Origin of the sequence: Dorea sp. YH-dor226, assembly GCF_039832105.1 — a bacterium.
In the GTDB taxonomy this organism is placed as follows: domain Bacteria; phylum Bacillota; class Clostridia; order Lachnospirales; family Lachnospiraceae; genus Dorea_A.
The window spans coordinates 88,606-106,357 of record NZ_JBDOHS010000006.1 but is presented as its reverse complement, the minus strand read 5'-3'; the positions used below and the strand labels follow the sequence as shown (position 1 = coordinate 106,357).

At 44.5% G+C, this 17,752-nt stretch carries 19 protein-coding genes; 15 read left to right on the top strand and 4 right to left on the bottom strand.

The features are described 5' to 3' along the window. The first annotated feature begins 49 nt into the window (after positions 1–49). Genes ABE547_RS07115 through thiI form a run of 5 tightly spaced genes read left to right on the top strand, consistent with a single transcriptional unit; the run spans position 50 to position 4,746 of the window. A complete protein-coding gene (locus ABE547_RS07115; protein WP_347378115.1) occupies positions 50–616 on the top strand; it encodes a manganese efflux pump MntP family protein in 567 nt (188 codons plus the stop codon). Between the two features lie 21 nt (positions 617–637). After that, positions 638–1,591: a 50S ribosomal protein L11 methyltransferase gene (gene prmA / locus ABE547_RS07110; protein ID WP_347378114.1), complete on the top strand. Its 954-nt coding sequence runs from the start codon at positions 638–640 to the stop codon at positions 1,589–1,591. Between the two features lie 8 nt (positions 1,592–1,599). Then, the gene (locus ABE547_RS07105; protein WP_347378113.1) at positions 1,600–2,337 is read left to right on the top strand and encodes a 16S rRNA (uracil(1498)-N(3))-methyltransferase; all 738 of its coding nucleotides are present in this window, start codon (positions 1,600–1,602) and stop codon (positions 2,335–2,337) included. A gap of 46 nt (positions 2,338–2,383) precedes the next feature. Continuing rightward, a complete protein-coding gene (locus ABE547_RS07100) occupies positions 2,384–3,544 on the top strand; it encodes a cysteine desulfurase family protein (RefSeq protein WP_347378112.1) in 1,161 nt (386 codons plus the stop codon). A gap of 20 nt (positions 3,545–3,564) precedes the next feature. Continuing rightward, positions 3,565–4,746, top strand: coding sequence for a tRNA uracil 4-sulfurtransferase ThiI (gene thiI / locus ABE547_RS07095; protein ID WP_347378111.1), 1,182 nt, complete (start codon positions 3,565–3,567; stop codon positions 4,744–4,746). A gap of 53 nt (positions 4,747–4,799) precedes the next feature. Here the strand turns inward: thiI and ABE547_RS07090 are convergent, their stop codons facing one another. Beyond that, positions 4,800–5,033, bottom strand: a complete 234-nt coding sequence (locus tag ABE547_RS07090; RefSeq protein WP_347378110.1) for an HPr family phosphocarrier protein — start codon at positions 5,031–5,033, stop codon at positions 4,800–4,802. Positions 5,034–5,176: 143 nt separating this feature from the next. Between ABE547_RS07090 and mtaB the strand changes: the two genes are divergently transcribed. From mtaB to ABE547_RS07050, 8 genes are all read left to right on the top strand, one after another. Further along, positions 5,177–6,487: a tRNA (N(6)-L-threonylcarbamoyladenosine(37)-C(2))-methylthiotransferase MtaB gene (gene mtaB, locus ABE547_RS07085; RefSeq protein WP_347378109.1), complete on the top strand. Its 1,311-nt coding sequence runs from the start codon at positions 5,177–5,179 to the stop codon at positions 6,485–6,487. Between the two features lie 58 nt (positions 6,488–6,545). Further along, a complete protein-coding gene (locus ABE547_RS07080; RefSeq protein WP_235249653.1) occupies positions 6,546–6,809 on the top strand; it encodes an IreB family regulatory phosphoprotein in 264 nt (87 codons plus the stop codon). Between the two features lie 5 nt (positions 6,810–6,814). Further along, complete coding sequence (gene ruvX / locus ABE547_RS07075; protein WP_347378108.1) at positions 6,815–7,234, top strand: Holliday junction resolvase RuvX; 420 nt, start codon at positions 6,815–6,817, stop codon at positions 7,232–7,234. A 37-nt stretch (positions 7,235–7,271) separates the two neighbouring features. After that, positions 7,272–7,532, top strand: coding sequence for a DUF1292 domain-containing protein (locus ABE547_RS07070; RefSeq protein ID WP_347378107.1), 261 nt, complete (start codon positions 7,272–7,274; stop codon positions 7,530–7,532). A gap of 5 nt (positions 7,533–7,537) precedes the next feature. Then, a complete protein-coding gene (locus tag ABE547_RS07065) occupies positions 7,538–8,017 on the top strand; it encodes a Fur family transcriptional regulator (RefSeq protein WP_347378106.1) in 480 nt (159 codons plus the stop codon). A gap of 2 nt (positions 8,018–8,019) precedes the next feature. Beyond that, positions 8,020–9,687 (top strand): ribonuclease J, encoded by a 1,668-nt coding sequence (locus tag ABE547_RS07060; protein ID WP_347378105.1) that lies wholly within the window; start codon positions 8,020–8,022, stop codon positions 9,685–9,687. 69 nt (positions 9,688–9,756) lie between these two features. Further along, complete coding sequence (locus ABE547_RS07055; RefSeq protein ID WP_347378104.1) at positions 9,757–10,398, top strand: O-methyltransferase; 642 nt, start codon at positions 9,757–9,759, stop codon at positions 10,396–10,398. Positions 10,399–10,418: 20 nt separating this feature from the next. After that, positions 10,419–11,645, top strand: coding sequence for a U32 family peptidase (locus ABE547_RS07050; RefSeq protein WP_347378103.1), 1,227 nt, complete (start codon positions 10,419–10,421; stop codon positions 11,643–11,645). Positions 11,646–11,836: 191 nt separating this feature from the next. Here the strand turns inward: ABE547_RS07050 and ABE547_RS07045 are convergent, their stop codons facing one another. The 3 genes from ABE547_RS07045 to ABE547_RS07035 form a co-directional block, all read right to left on the bottom strand. Then, the gene (locus ABE547_RS07045) at positions 11,837–12,889 is read right to left on the bottom strand and encodes a PTS sugar transporter subunit IIC (RefSeq protein ID WP_347378102.1); all 1,053 of its coding nucleotides are present in this window, start codon (positions 12,887–12,889) and stop codon (positions 11,837–11,839) included. A 192-nt stretch (positions 12,890–13,081) separates the two neighbouring features. After that, positions 13,082–13,957 carry a response regulator gene (locus ABE547_RS07040; protein ID WP_347378101.1) on the bottom strand — a complete coding sequence of 292 codons (876 nt, stop codon included), beginning with the start codon at positions 13,955–13,957 and terminating at the stop codon, positions 13,082–13,084. After that, entirely contained in the window at positions 13,954–15,225 is a 1,272-nt protein-coding gene (locus ABE547_RS07035; protein ID WP_347378100.1) for a sensor histidine kinase, read from the bottom strand. The genes ABE547_RS07040 and ABE547_RS07035 overlap by 4 nt, the downstream gene beginning before the upstream one ends. Positions 15,226–15,480: 255 nt before the next feature. Between ABE547_RS07035 and sigK the strand changes: the two genes are divergently transcribed. Beyond that, the gene (gene sigK / locus ABE547_RS07030; RefSeq protein ID WP_347378099.1) at positions 15,481–16,050 is read left to right on the top strand and encodes an RNA polymerase sporulation sigma factor SigK; all 570 of its coding nucleotides are present in this window, start codon (positions 15,481–15,483) and stop codon (positions 16,048–16,050) included. A gap of 165 nt (positions 16,051–16,215) precedes the next feature. Next, entirely contained in the window at positions 16,216–17,751 is a 1,536-nt protein-coding gene (locus ABE547_RS07025; protein WP_347378098.1) for a YifB family Mg chelatase-like AAA ATPase, read from the top strand. Position 17,752: the final 1 nt, after the last annotated feature.

The following is a 17,752-nucleotide window of genomic DNA, read 5'->3' as shown; positions in this document are numbered from 1 at the left end:
GAGATGGCACGGATTGGTCTTTTTTTACGTCTGGAAAAGGAGAGAAATTATGAATTTAGTAGAATTATTTCTGATTGCAGTAGGATTATCCATGGATGCATTTGCGGTATCTGTCTGTAAGGGACTGGCCATGAAGAAATGCACATTTTCAAAAGCAGCATTGGTGGGAGTGTATTTTGGAGGCTTTCAGGCACTGATGCCGCTGATCGGTTTTATCCTGGGCGTACAGTTTAAGGATATCATTACATCCATTGATCACTGGATTGCGTTCATTCTTCTGGGATTGATCGGTGCCAATATGGTGAGAGAAGCACTTGGAGTATGTGATGAATGTGAAGAGGCGGATGATTCTCTGGATGTAAAGACCATGCTGGGCCTTGCCGTGGCTACCAGTATTGATGCACTGGCAGTCGGTGTGACATTTGCCTTTCTGCAGGTAAATATTGTGCCGGCAGTCTGTTTTATTGGAGTAATTACATTTACTTTATCCGCCGCAGGTGTTAAAATAGGCAATGTATTCGGAACAAGATATAAGTCCAGAGCGGAGATTGCAGGAGGTGTGATATTGATCCTGCTGGGGTGCAAGATCCTGCTGGAGCATCTGGGAATGATATAAGATAAAGGAGACTAACAGATTATGAAGTGGAACCAGTTTCGGTTAAAAACAACGACAGAAGCAGAGGATATTGTCAGCAGCATGCTGATGGATCTTGGAATCGAAGGGGTGCAGATTGAGGATAAGATTCCGCTGACACAGTCCGATAAGGAGCAGATGTTTGTGGATATTCTGCCGGACATACCGGAAGATGACGGAACAGCCTATCTGACCTTCTACCTGGATGAAGAAGATGATAAAGGAACGATTCTTCTGAATGTGAGAAAAGAGCTGGAAGAGATGAGAAGCTATCTGAATGTCGGGGAGTGTACGATTGAAGAATCCCAGACAGAGGATGTAGACTGGGTGAATAACTGGAAACAGTATTTTCATCAGTTTTATATTGATGACATTCTTGTCATTCCGTCCTGGGAGAAGGTGGAAGCAAAAGACAGTGACAAGATGGTGATCCATATCGATCCGGGAACTGCTTTCGGAACGGGAATGCATGAGACGACACAGCTTTGCATCCGTCAGCTGAAGAAGTATGTGACGCCGGATACAGAGATCCTGGATGTAGGATGCGGAAGTGGAATCCTGGGAATGCTTGCGCTGAAGTTCGGTGCAAAGCATTCCGTGGGAACTGATCTGGATCCCTGTGCCATCGATGCGACTCACGAGAATATGGAGGCAAATGGAATTGACAGGAGTCAGTATGAGGTGATGATCGGCAATATCATCGATCAGAAAGAGATACAGGATCAGGTTGGATATGAGAAATACGATATTGTAGCGGCTAATATCCTGGCAGAGGTTCTGCTTCCGCTGACACCGGTGATCCTTCATCAGCTGAAACCGGGTGGAATCTATATCACCAGCGGTATTATTGACGAGAAAGAGACAGTGGTTGTGGATGCAGTAAAACAGGCAGGTATGGAAGTCCTGGAGGTTCATCATCAGGGTGAATGGGTATCTGTAACTGCAAGAAAGAATTAGGAGACGCCATGCAGCATTTTTTTGTGACACCGGATCAGGTGAAGGAAGAGAGGGTCTATATTGAAGGTTCTGATGTGAACCATATGAAGAATGTTCTGCGCATGCGCGTGGGAGAAGAGGTTATGATCAGTGACGGCAACAATCAGACATATCGGTGTGACGTGCAGGAATATGGAGAAGACATTGCGATTCTGAAGATCATGGAAAGGGGACTTGTGGATACGGAGCTTCCTTCCAATATCTATCTGTTTCAGGGGCTTCCGAAGCAGGATAAGATGGAACTGATCGTGCAGAAAGCAGTGGAGCTTGGAGTGTACCAGGTAGTCCCGGTAGCGACAAAGCGGTGCGTGGTGAAACTGGATGACAAAAAGGCGGCGAAAAAAGTTGACCGGTGGCAGCAGATCGCAGAAAGTGCGGCAAAGCAGGCCGGAAGAGGATATGTTCCTGAGATACATCCGGTTATGAATTACCGGGAGGCACTGGAGTATGCAAAGAAGCTGGATGTGGTGCTGATTCCTTATGAGTTGGCAGATGGCATGCAGGAGACGAAGCGGATCATAGATTCGATCCGGCCGGGACAGTCAATTGGGATTTTCATCGGACCGGAAGGCGGATTTGAACAGGAAGAGGTTGAGAGAGCGACTGCCTGTGGGGCAAGAGTTATTACACTGGGAAGAAGGATTCTCAGGACAGAGACAGCCGGACTTACGACACTGTCGGTTCTGATGTTCCACTTGGAAGGGTAATCACATAATCTGATAGTAAGAAAGAGAAAAGTAGGAAGTGCGATTCATGAAAGAAGTATATTTAGATAATTCTGCAACGACACAGGCGTATCGAAATGTGGCAGAACTGGTGCAGAAGGTAATGTGTGAAGATTACGGCAATCCGTCTTCCATGCACGCAAAGGGTGTGGCAGCGGAAAAGTATATAAAAGAAGCCAAAGAAACACTGGCTAAGATCTGGAAGGTTCAGGAAAAGGAGATCTTTTTCACTTCCGGAGGAACGGAAAGTGATAATCTGGCGGTGATAGGAGCGGCGAGAGCCAATAAACGTGCAGGAAAACATCTGATCACATCTTCGATCGAGCATCCGGCGATTTTGAATGCCATGCGGTTTCTGGAAGAGGAAGAAGGGTATCGTGTCACTTACCTTCCGGTAGACAAGTATGGGAGAATCCGTCTGGATGCGCTGAAAGAGGCACTGTGTGAAGACACAATTCTGGTATCTGTGATGTATGTGAACAATGAAGTGGGATCCGTGCAGCCGATCCAGGAGGCAGCGAGCATTGTAAAAGCTTATAATAAGAATATTCTTTTCCATGTGGATGCCGTTCAGGGCTTTGGTAAATACCATATTTATCCGAAAAAGCTGAAGGTAGACATGTGCTCGATCAGCGGACACAAGATTCATGGTCCGAAGGGAGTCGGTGCACTGTATATCGGTGAACATGTGAAGATCCGTCCGATTATCTATGGAGGCGGACATCAGAAAAACATCCGATCCGGTACGGAAAATGTTCCGGGAACGGCAGGACTTGCGCTGGCTGCAAAGACCATCTATGAGAATCTGGATGAGAAAGTTGAGAGAATGAGAAGCCTGAAGCAGCATTTCATAGAAGGCGTCTGTCAGATTGAAAATACGACGATCCACGGGCTGTACGATGAGACTTCAGCACCGCATATTATCAGTGTCGGGTTTGCAGGGATCCGAAGTGAAGTACTGCTGCATGCGCTGGAAGACAGAGGGATCTATGTATCTGCGGGATCTGCATGTGCATCCAATCATCCGCAGATCAGCGGCGTATTAAAAGGGATCGGTGTAAAACAGGAATTTCTGGATGCGACACTTCGTTTCAGTATGTCAGAATTTACTATGCTGGAAGAGATTGACTATACACTGGATGCACTATATAATATAGTACCGATGCTTAGAAAATATACCAGACATTAGAACAGAGAGGAATCAGAAGGATGAGATTTCATACATTTTTATTAAAATACGGTGAGATAGGAATTAAAGGAAAGAACCGCCACCTGTTTGAGGATGCGCTCGTCAGACAGGTGCGGTATGCCCTGAAAGATGTAGATGGAGAATTTCAGGTGTATAAGTCACAGGCGAGAATCTATGTGGACTGTGAAGGCGAATATGATTATGATGATACCGTGGAACATCTGAAAAAGGTGTTTGGACTGGTGGGAATCTGCCCGGTAGTCCGCATGGAAGATCAGGGATTTGAACAGCTGAAAAAAGACGTGGTTGCATATATGGATGAGATGTATGAAGATAAGAACTTTACATTCAAGGTGGAATCCAGACGTGCGAAGAAGTCTTATCCGAAGAATTCCATGGAGATCAGCCGGGATCTTGGCGAGGCAATTCTCTATGCGTTTCCGGAGATTCGTGTGGATGTGCATCATCCGGATGTAATGGTGAATATTGAAGTCAGAAATGAGATCTACGTATATTCCCAGATCATTCCGGGAGCAGGCGGAATGCCGGTGGGAACCAACGGAAGAGCGATGCTGCTGCTTTCCGGTGGAATTGACAGTCCGGTAGCCGGTTATATGATCTCCAAGCGCGGAGTCGGTATTGAAGCAACGTATTTTCATGCACCTCCGTATACCAGCGAACGTGCAAAACAAAAAGTGGTAGATCTTGCGAAGAAGGTGGCAAAGTATTCCGGACCGATCAAACTGCATGTAGTGAACTTCACGGATATCCAGTTATATATCTATGATCAGTGTCCGCATGATGAGCTGACGATCATTATGAGAAGGTATATGATGCGGATTGCAGAACATTTTGCAAGAGAAGACGGATGCCTCGGACTGATTACGGGAGAGAGCATCGGACAGGTGGCAAGTCAGACCATGCAGAGTCTGGCGGCAACCAATGATGTATGTACCATGCCGGTTTACCGTCCGCTGATTGGATTTGACAAACAGGAGATCGTTGAAGTATCTGAGAAGATCGACACTTATGAGACATCGATTCAGCCGTTCGAAGACTGCTGTACGATCTTTGTTGCAAAACATCCGGTGACAAAGCCAAATATTGACGTGATCCGCCGTTCTGAAGAGAAACTGGCAGAGAAGATTGATGATCTCATGAAAGAAGCTATTGATACAGTTGAGATCATTGAAGTAAAATAAATATAAAAAAAGGGGCTGTTCCTTAATAGGCCAGCCCTTTTCTTTCAAATAAATTATTCACACAGATATGGTTTTAACATTTCCATGATCTCATCGATGTTTTCATCAGCATGGATGTTCAGGTCGATCGGTTTGGAAAGATCTAAGCTGAAGATACCCATGATGGATTTTGCATCGATTACATATCTTCCTGATACTAAATCAAAGTCATGATCAAATTTTGTGATATCGTTTACGAATGATTTTACTTTGTCAATTGAATTTAAAGAAATTTGTACTGTTTTCATTGGAAATACCCTCCTTGAGTTCTTTTCGTGTTCTATAGATATATTAAAAGTCAGGGGTACAAAAGTCAAGGAACAAAGTGCCAAAGAATTTGGGGATTTTTCGTTAGATGTTACAACAATCTGTATAGAAAGGACAAAAACATATGAAGAAAGTGGCATTACACAACCTTGGGTGTAAGGTAAATGCATATGAGACGGAAGCAATGCAGGAACTTCTTGAGAAGGACGGCTATGAGATCGTTCCGTTTAAGGAGGAGGCAGATATCTATATCATCAACACATGTACGGTCACGAATATGGCGGATCGTAAATCCAGACAGATGCTGCACCGTGCAAGAAAGATGAATCCGGATGCCATCGTGGTGGCCTGTGGATGTTATGTGCAGGCAAGAAAGGAAGAACTGGATGATGTGATCGATATTGTAGTAGGGAATAACCGGAAAAAAGATATTGTGACGATCCTGGAAACATACATGAATGAAAGAAAGAATGCCGGACAGCTGCAGCAAACGGAAGTGAAAAGCAGGGAACTTACGGACATTAATCACGAGAAAGAGTATGAGGAACTGCATCTTTCCAGAACGGCAGAGCATACCAGAGCCTATATTAAGGTGCAGGATGGATGTAATCAGTTTTGTTCCTATTGCATCATTCCGTATGCGAGAGGACGGGTAAGGAGCAGAAGTCGTCAGAGTGTTCTGGAGGAGGTAAAAGGGCTCGCTGCCAATGGCTATAAAGAGGTTGTCCTGACGGGAATCCATCTGAGTTCCTACGGGGTGGACACGGGAGATGATCTGTTATCACTGATTTTGTCTATCCATGAGATAGAAGGAATTCATCGAATCCGTCTGGGTTCTCTGGAACCAAGAATTATTACAGAAGAATTTGCAGAGACTCTGTCAAAACTTCCGAAGATCTGTCCGCATTTTCATCTGTCACTGCAGAGCGGCTGTGATGCAACACTGAAGCGGATGAATCGCAGATATACGGCAGATGAGTATTATGATAAGTGCATGCTTCTCAGAAAGTATTTCCATAATCCGGCACTTACAACCGATGTGATCGTGGGATTTCCGGGAGAGACGGAGGAAGAGTTTGCACAGTCAAAAGCATTTGTTGATAAAGTGAATTTTTACGAAACACATGTATTCAAATATTCCAGAAGAGAAGGTACAAAAGCAGCTGTGATGCCGGATCAGGTGCCGGATCAGATCAAGACAGTACGAAGCGCGAAGCTTCTGGAACTTAGCAGACAAAAGCAGAAAGCATATGAAGAAACGCTGATTGGTACGACACAGGAAGTTTTGATGGAAGAGGAAACCTGCGTAGACGGAAAGGTCTATCAGACCGGACATACAAAAGAATATGTGAAGGTTGGAATGGAAGTGGCAGAGGATCTTTCCAATCAGCTGGTAAATGTACAAATTGAGAGTCATTTGCAAATAATGCATTGAAATTTTATGATGTATCATGTAGAATAAGCTATGAAGTATTTTGAGAGGACGTGAGTATATGAAAGATTTATCCAGCACCCAGTTTTTCCAGGTAGAAAGCGGCCCGCAGATTCAGGCAAAAGATATTCTTGAAATCGTATATAAAGCATTGAGTGAAAAAGGGTATAACCCGGTTAACCAGATTGTGGGCTATATTATGTCAGGGGATCCGACATACATTACAAGCCACAACGGGGCAAGAAGCCTGATCATGAAGATGGAACGGGACGAATTGGTAGAAGAGATGCTTAAAACGTATATTAAGCATAATGATTGGGAATAATGACAATGAGAATCATGGGACTTGATTATGGTTCCAAAACGGTCGGTGTGGCAGTCAGTGATCCTCTGGGGATCACAGCCCAGGCTGTGGAGACCATATGCCGCAAGGAAGAGAATAAGCTGCGCAAGACGTGTGCCCGTATAGAGGCACTGATTGAAGAGTATCAGGTAGAAAAAATCGTTCTGGGACTGCCAAAGCATATGAATAATGATATCGGAGAACGGGCAGAGAAGGCGATCGCGTTTGGAGAGATGCTGAAGAGACGTACCGGACTGGAAGTCGTAATGTGGGATGAACGATTGACTACGGTGGAAGCAGAACGTACTTTGATCGAGAATAAGGTAAGGCGAGAAGACCGCAAGAAATATATTGATAAGATTGCGGCAGTTTTTATATTGCAGGGATATCTGGATTCATTGCCATAAGCAGATAATGAATCAGAAACGGTTCAGAGGTGTATATATGGAAAAGATAAAGTTCATGTCCGAAGAAATGCATGAAGAAGTAGAATTTTTTGTATTGGAACAGACCATGGTGAATGGTGTATCTTATATTCTGGTGACAGATTCCGAAGATGATGATGCGGAATGCCTGATCTTGAAGGATACATCTGCTGCTCAGTCGGCAGAAAGCATATATGAGATCGTAGAAGATGATGTAGAGCTGACTGCCATTTCGAAAGTATTTGAAGAACTGCTTGAGGATGTTGAGATTGAAAGGTAATTTTTATGTCTATCAGTGAAGAGAAATTCAGGAAAATGCTGAGAGAGAAAGGTCTGAAAGTAACAAATCAGAGATTACTGGTTTTGGAGGTACTTGCAGCACATCGAGACAGACATATGACTGCAGAAGATATCTATGAACTTGTAAGAGAAGACTATCCGGAGATCGGTCTGGCAACGATCTATCGGACAGTACAACTGTTATTAGAAATGCAATTGGTGGGTCGCATCAGTCTTGATGACGGGTGTGCGCGTTATGAGATAGGGGAATTTTATGATGGAGAAGAGAGACACCATCATCATCATCATCTGGTATGCAGGACATGCGGACAGGTGATCCCGTTTAAAGACGACTTGTTGGACGAATTAGAGAGTCGGATTGAGAAAGAGATGGGATTCCACGTGTTGGACCACGAATTAAAATTCTATGGACAGTGTCAGGAATGCCTGAAAAAGGCAAGTACGGAAAAGCACGTGGAGGTGTAAATTTGAAAAAAGAGAATAACGGAAAATTGCGTATCATTCCACTCGGAGGTCTGGAAAAGATCGGAATGAACATTACTGCCTTTGAATACGAAGACAGTATTATTGTTGTGGACTGCGGACTCTCTTTCCCGGAAGAAGATATGCTCGGAATCGATCTTGTGATTCCGGATGTGTCTTATCTGAAAGAGAATATTCAGAAAGTAAAAGGCTTTGTGATTACCCACGGTCATGAGGATCATATTGGTGCATTGCCGTATACATTGCGCGAATTGAATCTTCCGATCTACGCGACAAAGCTGACTATGGGTATTATTGAAAAGAAGCTGACAGAGCATAATCTGCTGCGCAGTACCCGAAGAAAAGTGGTAAAACACGGACAGTCCATTAATCTTGGACAGTTCAGAATCGAATTTATCAAGACGAATCACAGTATTCAGGATGCGGCGGCTCTGGCCATCTATTCACCGGCCGGAATCGTTGTTCATACCGGAGACTTTAAAGTGGATTATACGCCGGTATATGGTGATGCAATTGATCTGCAGCGTTTTGCAGAGATTGGGAAAAAAGGCGTTCTGGTTCTGATGTCAGACAGTACCAACGCGGAACGGCCGGGATTTACCCAGTCAGAACGTACTGTCGGAATTACGTTTGATCACATTTTTGCTGAGCATCAGAATACGAGAATCATCATAGCTACATTTGCATCGAATGTAGACCGTGTACAGCAGATCATCAATTCTGCATGTAAGTATAACCGTAAGGTTGTTGTAGAAGGCCGGAGCATGGTCAATATCATTCAGGTTGCACAGGAACTGGGCTATCTGAATGTGCCGGAAAATACGTTGATTGAGATTGATCAGATGAAAAATTATCCGCCGGAAAAGACGGTGCTGATCACGACGGGAAGTCAGGGAGAATCTATGGCGGCGTTATCTCGTATGGCAGCAGACGTGCATAAAAAGGTTACGATTATGCCGGGCGACACAGTAATCTTCAGTTCCAATCCGATTCCGGGAAATGAAAAGTCTGTATCGAAGGTGATCAATGAACTGTCTGCAAAGGGAGCAAATGTAATCTTCCAGGATGCACACGTATCCGGGCATGCATGTCAGGAAGAGTTGAAGCTGATCTATTCACTGGTGAAGCCGAAATATGCGTTGCCGGTACATGGTGAGTATCGTCATCTGAAAGCAAATGCTGCAATTGCAAGAAACCTGGGAATTCCGAAAGACAATATCTTTATTCTGAAATCAGGCGATGTTCTGGAAGTCAGTGATCAGGAAGCAAAGGTTGTAGATAAGATACACACAGGAGAGATTCTGGTAGACGGTCTTGGTGTCGGTGATGTGGGAAATATTGTGCTTCGCGACAGACAGCATCTGGCGGAGGATGGAATCCTGATCGTTGTACTGACCCTGGAGAAGGGAAGCAATCAGCTGCTTGCAGGGCCGGATATCGTATCCAGAGGCTTTGTATATGTGCGGGAATCCGAAAGTCTGATGGAAGAAGCAAGAAATATTGTGACAGATGCAGTAGAGGACTGCCTGAACCATCAGCGCAATGCTGACTGGAGCAAGATCAAACTGGTAATTCGGGATACCATGAATGATTTTATCTGGAAACGGACCAAGAGAAAACCGATGGTATTACCGATTATTATGGATGTATAAGAAAAAGAAGAGGGATTGTTGCAAAATCTTTTGCAGCAATCCCTATATTGTGAAGATGAGGTGCTTTTTTTGATAGTTGATGAGAGAATGGTAACATATATTCATTCGCTGGAATCTCCGGAGAAGCCTTTGATTGAAGAAATTGAACAGGAGGCGCTGGATACATTTGTGCCGATCATTCGAAAAGAAACACAGAGCTTTCTGAAAGTGCTTCTGATGATGAAGAAGCCGCTGCGTGTGCTGGAAGTAGGTACGGCGATTGGATTTTCAGCAATCCTGATGAGTGAATATATTCCGGAACAGGGACATATTACGACGATTGAAAAGTATGAGAAAAGAATTCCGATTGCGAGAGAGAATTTCAGGAGAGCCGGGAAGGAAGATCAGATCACGCTGATCGAAGGGGATGCTCTGGAGGTGATGAAGTCTCTGGAAGGGCCATATGACTTTATCTTCATGGATGCCGCCAAAGGGCAGTACATTCATTATATGCCGGAGGCGATCCGCTTGCTGGAACCCGGAGGAGTTCTGGTGTCAGATAATGTACTGCAGGATGGAGATATCATTGAATCCAGATATGCGGTGGAGAGAAGAAACCGCACGATTCACAGTCGTATGAGGGAGTATCTTTACGAATTGAAGCATAAGGAGGAACTGCAGACATCGATTCTGCCTTTGGGAGATGGAGTGGCACTGAGTGTAAAAAAATAAAGTGACAAGGAGATAGAAAGATGAAGAACAGACGTCCGGAATTATTGATCCCTGCCAGCAGTCTGGAAGTATTGAAGACTGCGGTCATATTTGGTGCTGATGCGGTGTACATCGGCGGTGAGGCATTTGGTCTGCGCGCAAAAGCAAAGAACTTTTCGGCTGATGACATGAGGGAAGGAATTGCATTTGCACATGAGCACGGAGCAAAGGTACATGTTACAGTGAATATCCTGGCACATAATGCGGATCTGGAGGGTGTCAGGGAATATCTGGGAGAATTGAAGGAGATGGGACCGGATGCACTGATTATTGCAGATCCGGCAATCTTCGAGATGGCAAAGGAGATCTGTCCGGAGATTGAACGGCATATTAGTACCCAGGCAAATAACACGAATTACGGCACTTTTAACTTCTGGTGGAAGCAGGGGGCCAAAAGAGTCGTGACGGCAAGAGAGTTGTCTCTGAAAGAAATCAGAGAGATCAGAGACCATATCCCGGAGGAGATGGAGATTGAAAGCTTTATCCATGGTGCAATGTGTATCTCTTATTCCGGAAGATGTCTTCTGAGTAATTTTTTTACCGGAAGAGATGCCAATCAGGGAGCCTGTACCCATCCATGCCGCTGGAAATATGCGGTTGTCGAAGAGACCAGACCGGGCGAATATATGCCGGTATATGAGAATGAGCGTGGCACGTATATCTTTAATTCCAAAGATCTTTGTATGATTGAACATATCCCGGAGATGATAGATGCGGGAATTGACAGCTTTAAGATCGAAGGACGGATGAAGACCGCTCTTTATGTGGCCACGGTGGCCAGAACCTATCGGAAGGCGATCGATGATTATCTGGAAGATCCGGACAAGTATCGTGCCAATATGCCATGGTATCAGGAACAGATTTCCAATTGCACGTATCGTCAGTTTACTACCGGATTTTATTTTGGAAAGCCAAGTGAAGAAAGTCAGATCTATGACAGTAACACTTATATCAAAGAATATACGTATCTGGGTATTGTTGGAGAAGTCAAAGAAGGACTTTGCCGTATCGAACAGAGAAATAAATTCTCGGTCGGAGAGACGATTGAGATCATGAAACCGGATGGACGGAATATCAAAGTGCAGGTAAAACGAATCCTGGACGAGGAAGGAAAAGAACAGGAGAGTGCACCGCATCCAAAACAGGTATTGTATGTGGAGCTTGAAGAGGCAGCTGACAGATATGATATCTTAAGAAGAGAAGAATAAAGAAAAAAGGACTATTGCAGAATCAAGATATACTCCACATGAGATATACAATTTCCATAAGAACGCTTCAACGCTCACTCGCTTACCTCAGCTTTTCTTATGGAAATTGTATATTCGAGATGATATCTTAAAGATTCTGCAATAGTCCTTTTTCATAATATACAAAGAGTTAAGGAATCAGGAATGTACTCTTAGTACTCAAGTTCAGGCATTTCAGATGGCATCTCAGATTCGGTTTCTGAGGATGTGCTCTCCTGAATGCGATTTTTAAATACTGCGCTTCCAACAAGTCCGGCTACAGTTCCGCCGATAATTGCAAAGACGATTGCCAGAACGACCTTAAGCGGTGAATTGAAGGCAAATGGAGCCAGAAGTCCTGGAATCGGAGAAGCAGTTCCGGGTGCATTGTTTATAATGTGAAAGACTGCTGCGGATATTCCGGCAAATCCACCTCCGAAAAAGTTGGAACAGTAAATAGGAATCGGATTTGCAGTAATAATGTCGGCCTGTGTTAATGGCTCCAGCATCACTGCGATCACATTACTCTTATCTCCGAGCTTCAGGCGGGAGAAGATGATTCCATTGGTAAATGAACCGCCTACGCAGGCAATTGCGGCGATTCCCATAGGAAGACCGGTAAGACCAAGCATTGCAGTCAGTGCCATGGAACTGAGCGGAGAAGTACAGATCATCTTCATGATTCCGCCAAGTAAGAATCCCATTACGATCGGGGACTGGTCTGTTGCAGCGCTGATTGTTCCGCCGATACGAGTCAGAAGAGCTGTTACGGCAGGATCTACAGTCAGGGCGATGATACGTGCGAGAGGAGCAATGATCAGTGCGCCGCCGATGATATTGATTCCTTCCGGCAGTTTCTTTTCAATTACCGGTGCAATCAGTCCGATCAGATAGCCGGCAATAAAGCCCGGAAGGATTCCATAGCCGCCGACAGCTACACCGGCAACGACACAGAGAACAGGGTTAGCGCCCATACTGATCGGTACGAGAATTGCGGCAGCGACGCCTCCGAGACTTCCGGATGTCTCGCCTACGGTACGAAAGAAATCGATGCCGATCAGATCTCCGGTAATATATTTATGAATAGCTTCTACCAGAAATGTAGCAACGGCAGCATTAGCCATGCCGGACATGGCAAGCTGTCCTTTTGGCATCTTCAGGCTGAAAAGGGAAAACCCGGCAAGTGTGATTAATAAAAGTCCTACTCCAGATACAATTGTTAACATATACATTCCTCACTTTTCTTATTATTTTTAACGATAAGTCCGATCTGTTATTGATGGTATCAATATATAAGACCAGTTTCAGAAAGTTTCAAATCGTATCAGAATTGACGAAAAAAAACAGTACCAAATGTAAAAATTGTCACAATTCACAATTTTTCTGATTTGATACTGTTAAATCTGCCGAGAGGATCGTTAGTTGTCCATACAGTATACGGCAAGAGCATTCAGAAAATTTTTTATCTTCACATTCCCATGTTTTTTGCTTTTTCCGCGAATATAATCCATTTCTTTTCGCACCTGCTCAAAGTTATACAATGTATTGGAATATTCTGTGAATATTTCATTGCTGTAATCTTCAATTCCAAGATGTGCCAGATTCACCATTCCGGTGCTTGCGGTACGACGGATGCGTTGTTCCATGGATTTGGGTGAGTCACTGAACTTGCTGCAGAGTTCATTCAGTGTTATGTCGTCTATCTGGTTCGGGTTTTTGACCAGGTAATTTACGATCATGATAATATCCCTGCTTCCGATATCTCCAATGATTCCAAGACGCTGAAGAATCGTCCGGAGGGTACCGGGACATTCGTCTTCTGACCTTGCAGAAGCAGAACTGCCACGCTGGTTTGGATCTGAAAAGTGCTCCTGATTGACTGGTGCCAGATTCAGAATATTCTGCATCTGTGCCATCGCCCGTTTCAGAGAAATGGATTCGCATACCTGCAGGATGACTTTTTCTACTTCGATACTGTTGAGGGGTTTCTGAATATAAAATTCGATTCCCGCTTCATAGGCAGATGCAATCATTTCTTTGGAAGACACCTGGGAAAGCATAATGTATGCAGTATCTTTTAAAAGAGTTCTTGCCCGGCGGACGAAAGTAATGCCATCCATTTCCGGCATGAGCAGATCAACGATCACGATATCCGGGCGCAGAATCGGTAGATCTTCAAGAGCAGACTGTCCGTCGGTGCTGGAGCCGCAGACGGTTCCGAGTTTCCGGTCCTGAATAATCAGTTTCAAAATGTTACATATATTTTTATCATCGTCAAGACAATAGAATCTCATGCGATCTCTCCTTTCAGATTATTTGCTGGAATTGTAATGGTAAAAGTGGTCTGTCCGGGAATGGAAGTCAGTTCGATTTTTCCCCGGAATTGATTTTCAACAAGATCCTGTACCAGATTCAGTCCCAGACCACGGTTGATCTCTCCGGTAGAGTAGTTGATCTTTGTGGAAAAACCGGTTTCAAATACTTCATTGATGTATTCGGGAGCGATTCCGGGACCGTGATCAGTGACGGTAAAGATCATATCGTCACCGCAAGACTGCTGCAGGACCTGAATCCAGGCTTTGGATCCATCTGCGGCTTCCAGCGCGTTGATAAAGAGGTTACGGAAAATGGACATTAGAGAATAATGCTGACAGATATAAGGGTTGTCGCTGCAGACAATATCCATCTGTAATTCCACGTGGTGCTCTTTGGCAAGAAGCATGAGGGCATCTTTTAAAATCTCAAACAGATCTCGAAGGTACATGCCGTCACTGGTCAGTTCTTCGTTCAATGCTTCTGATATTCCACGCATGATCAGAAGGTATTCTTTTTTGATCTCGTGAATATCTCTTGCAACATGAAGCGCCATAGAAGCAGTGTCGGACTCGTGGTCAGAGTCTTTCAGATGCTCATAGAGAGCATATGCCGTACTCATGGTGCTTTCGATCAGAGCTGTATTTTTACGCATCCATACAACTTCGCCGTTCAGTTTTGAAATCAGAAGTACCAGACGCCGATAACGATCTTCATGTTCCCGGTCCAGAAGAAAATGCCGGTAACGGTGAATGGCAGTTAGGATGCACCAGATGATCAGAGTACGCAGGACTGCGATCAGAAGGATACTTCCCTGTGTTTTGAAGTGAAAAGCGCCGCCGCCAAGTCTTACGATCAGTTCTGCGAGGTTTGCAGTGTAATCGATCAGAATCAGAGGAAGAAAAGCATGATTCTGATTCAGAGGATGTTCTGCGGAAAGCTTTTGATACAGGAAAAGCAGAAGACCGTAGCAGATAAAAAATACAGTTTCCGGGAGATAAGCTCTGGCGGTTCCGGTAAAGTCCCCGTGGCGGAACCAGTAGAGGAGAGCACGGGAAATATATACACCAAATGCAGTGCAGAAAGTAACCGGAAGCAGAGGAAAAGAGTCACTGAGAAACAGAAAAAGTGCAAAACATATGATGGCAAGAGAAATTTTAAAATCTGCGATAAAGAGATTCATACTCAACTGTGCAGTCAGTATAATGGCAAGGCTGTAAAAAAGAATTTTTCCCAATTGTTTTTTCATGACATATCCCCAATCCGGCACCGGTGTCAGCCGATGCAATTTCATTATTCCCGGGAGATCACCGGACAACGGTGACCTGCATTTTCCCTAAAGTTATATATACTATAACCTCTTTTTGGTGGTTTTGTATAGAAAAAAATCATGGAAAAGCACAAAAAGACAAGATTTTTCATAGACTATATTAAATATGCTAAGAGGTGCTTCTCCTTGAAATCATTTCCACAACCTCTTACAGCTGCGGAAGAAAGATATTATATGCAAAAGTATACGGAGGGCGATCTTGAAGCAAAACATATCCTGATTGAACGAAATCTGCGTCTTGTTGCTTATATTGTGAAGAAATATCAGTCTGCAACGGACGACATGGAGGATCTTCTGTCTATCGGAACGATCGGGCTGATCAAGGCGGTAGTTACATTTGATTCCGGAAAAAGTGTAAGGCTTGCGACCTATGCCGCCCGCTGTATTGAAAATGAGATTCTGATGTATCTGCGAACAAAAAAGAAAATATCCAGAGAAATATCTCTGTATGAGCCGATCGGTACCGACCGGGAAGGAAATGAGATTCAGTTATTTGATGTAATTGAAACACAGGAGCGTGATGCGCATCAGAAAGTCGAACTGAAAGATGATATCCGCAAGCTGTATCAGCGAATGGAATCAGAACTGTCACCAAGGGAACGTCTGGTACTTAAGATGCGCTATGGATTATATAATGAGGAAGAGTATACACAGCGGGAGATTGCCAGACAGTTGGGCATCTCTCGTTCTTATGTTTCAAGGATCGAGAAAAGTGCGATTGAAAAGTTGCGGGAATATTTCTGAAAATATGTTGACACTGAAGAAAGATTGGGATAAGATAAATGCACATTTTACGAAGAAGTCATTATCTTGATCCAGATCTTTCTTCGGCAGATCTATATGACCGGTTCGGTCGTTTTTCCTGAGAATATGAAAGAAATATAAAAGAGAATAGAAGGAGGAATGTGTATGGCATTTAGCACAGTATTGTCTGCGGCAATACAGGGCCTTGGTGTGGAGATGATCCGTGTGGAAGCGGATGTAAGCAATGGACTGCCAGGGTTTCATATGGTTGGCTATCTTTCATCGGAGGTGAAAGAAGCGTCAGAGAGAGTGCGTACAGCAATGAAAAATTCCGGGTTTCAGATTCCGGCAAAAAAGATGGTGATTAATCTTGCACCGGCAACCGTGCGCAAGAAAGGGGCATCCTTTGACCTTCCGATTGCATTGTCAGTGCTTGCATCATTGGAATTGATTCCAGGGAAGAAGCTGGAACATGTACTTGTGATCGGGGAGCTGAGCCTGGATGGGAAAGTCAGGGAGGTTCCGGGAGTACTTCCGATCGTCATGGAAGCGAAAAGGCAAGGATGCCATACCTGTATTGTTCCTGCAAAGAATGCAAGAGAAGGTGCACTGATAGATGATATCTGCATTCTGGGAGCAGAGACGCTGGAAGATATATGCAGACATATCACCGGACATACAGAGATAAAGCCGATGACGGGAGAAAACTGGACATCCGGTATGAAAGCACGTATAGATACGGTTGATTTTGCAGATATCTGCGGCCAGGAGATGGTAAAGCGTGCTGTGGAGATTGCGGTTGCCGGAGGACACAATCTTTTGATGGTCGGGCCCCCGGGGAGCGGGAAATCTATGATCGCTAAAAGGATTCCTACGATTCTTCCTCCGCTTTCGCTGGAAGAGAGTATGGAGATTACACAGGTGTACAGCGTGCTGGGACTGATCGATGAAGAGTATCCCCTGATTGCAGGAAGACCATTTCGAAGTGTGCATCACACTGTGACGAAGGCAGCTCTGATCGGCGGAGGAAGTGTTCCAAGACCCGGAGAGATCAGTCTCGCACATGGAGGTGTACTGTTTCTGGACGAGCTGGCTGAATTCAAGAAACCGGTTCTGGAAGTGCTGAGGCAGCCATTGGAAGAGCGTGAGATCAAACTGGTAAGAACACATGGGAGTTATACATTTCCGGCAAATTTTATTCTGGCGGCGGCCATGAATCCATGTCCCTGTGGTAATTATCCGGACATGGGAAGGTGTACATGTACATCCGGGGAGATCCAGCATTATCTCGGTAAGATCAGCCAGCCTTTTCTGGATCGGATCGATATCTGCATAGAGACGCCGAGGATACGCTACGTAGATCTGAATGCAAAGTCACCACAGGAAAGTTCCGGAGTAATACGTGAAAGAGTCTGCGCCGCAAGAAAGATACAGGAAAAGAGATATCAGGGGACCGGAATACTGACGAATGCAATGCTGGAGGTGAAAATGCTGGACGAGTACTGTACGCTTGGAACGGCAGAAAAAGAACTGATGGAACAGGCATATTCTGCACTCGGTCTGACTGCCAGAACTTATCATAAGATCCTGAAAGTGGCAAGAACAATCGCAGATATGGATGAAAGCAGCAGGATCAGACAAGTCCATCTGAAAGAGGCAATCGGCTATCGAACCCTGGATAAAAAATACTGGAGGAGGTAAT

What these genes read in the sequence shown, in the direction of transcription:
- prmA (WP_347378114.1), top strand. Translation starts at nt 638, where the DNA reads ATGAAGTGGAACCAGTTTCGGTTAAAAACAACGACAGAAGCAGAGGAT.
- ABE547_RS07090 (WP_347378110.1), bottom strand. Translation starts at nt 5,033, where the DNA reads ATGAAAACAGTACAAATTTCTTTAAATTCAATTGACAAAGTAAAATCA.
- ABE547_RS07065 (WP_347378106.1), top strand. Translation starts at nt 7,538, where the DNA reads ATGTCTATCAGTGAAGAGAAATTCAGGAAAATGCTGAGAGAGAAAGGT.
- ABE547_RS07040 (WP_347378101.1), bottom strand. Translation starts at nt 13,957, where the DNA reads ATGAGATTCTATTGTCTTGACGATGATAAAAATATATGTAACATTTTG.
- ABE547_RS07080 (WP_235249653.1), top strand. Translation starts at nt 6,546, where the DNA reads ATGAAAGATTTATCCAGCACCCAGTTTTTCCAGGTAGAAAGCGGCCCG.
- ABE547_RS07025 (WP_347378098.1), top strand. Translation starts at nt 16,216, where the DNA reads ATGGCATTTAGCACAGTATTGTCTGCGGCAATACAGGGCCTTGGTGTG.
- ABE547_RS07035 (WP_347378100.1), bottom strand. Translation starts at nt 15,225, where the DNA reads ATGAAAAAACAATTGGGAAAAATTCTTTTTTACAGCCTTGCCATTATA.
- ABE547_RS07070 (WP_347378107.1), top strand. Translation starts at nt 7,272, where the DNA reads ATGGAAAAGATAAAGTTCATGTCCGAAGAAATGCATGAAGAAGTAGAA.
- ruvX (WP_347378108.1), top strand. Translation starts at nt 6,815, where the DNA reads ATGAGAATCATGGGACTTGATTATGGTTCCAAAACGGTCGGTGTGGCA.
- ABE547_RS07045 (WP_347378102.1), bottom strand. Translation starts at nt 12,889, where the DNA reads ATGTTAACAATTGTATCTGGAGTAGGACTTTTATTAATCACACTTGCC.
- sigK (WP_347378099.1), top strand. Translation starts at nt 15,481, where the DNA reads ATGCAAAAGTATACGGAGGGCGATCTTGAAGCAAAACATATCCTGATT.
- thiI (WP_347378111.1), top strand. Translation starts at nt 3,565, where the DNA reads ATGAGATTTCATACATTTTTATTAAAATACGGTGAGATAGGAATTAAA.
- ABE547_RS07050 (WP_347378103.1), top strand. Translation starts at nt 10,419, where the DNA reads ATGAAGAACAGACGTCCGGAATTATTGATCCCTGCCAGCAGTCTGGAA.
- ABE547_RS07105 (WP_347378113.1), top strand. Translation starts at nt 1,600, where the DNA reads ATGCAGCATTTTTTTGTGACACCGGATCAGGTGAAGGAAGAGAGGGTC.
- mtaB (WP_347378109.1), top strand. Translation starts at nt 5,177, where the DNA reads ATGAAGAAAGTGGCATTACACAACCTTGGGTGTAAGGTAAATGCATAT.
- ABE547_RS07115 (WP_347378115.1), top strand. Translation starts at nt 50, where the DNA reads ATGAATTTAGTAGAATTATTTCTGATTGCAGTAGGATTATCCATGGAT.
- ABE547_RS07100 (WP_347378112.1), top strand. Translation starts at nt 2,384, where the DNA reads ATGAAAGAAGTATATTTAGATAATTCTGCAACGACACAGGCGTATCGA.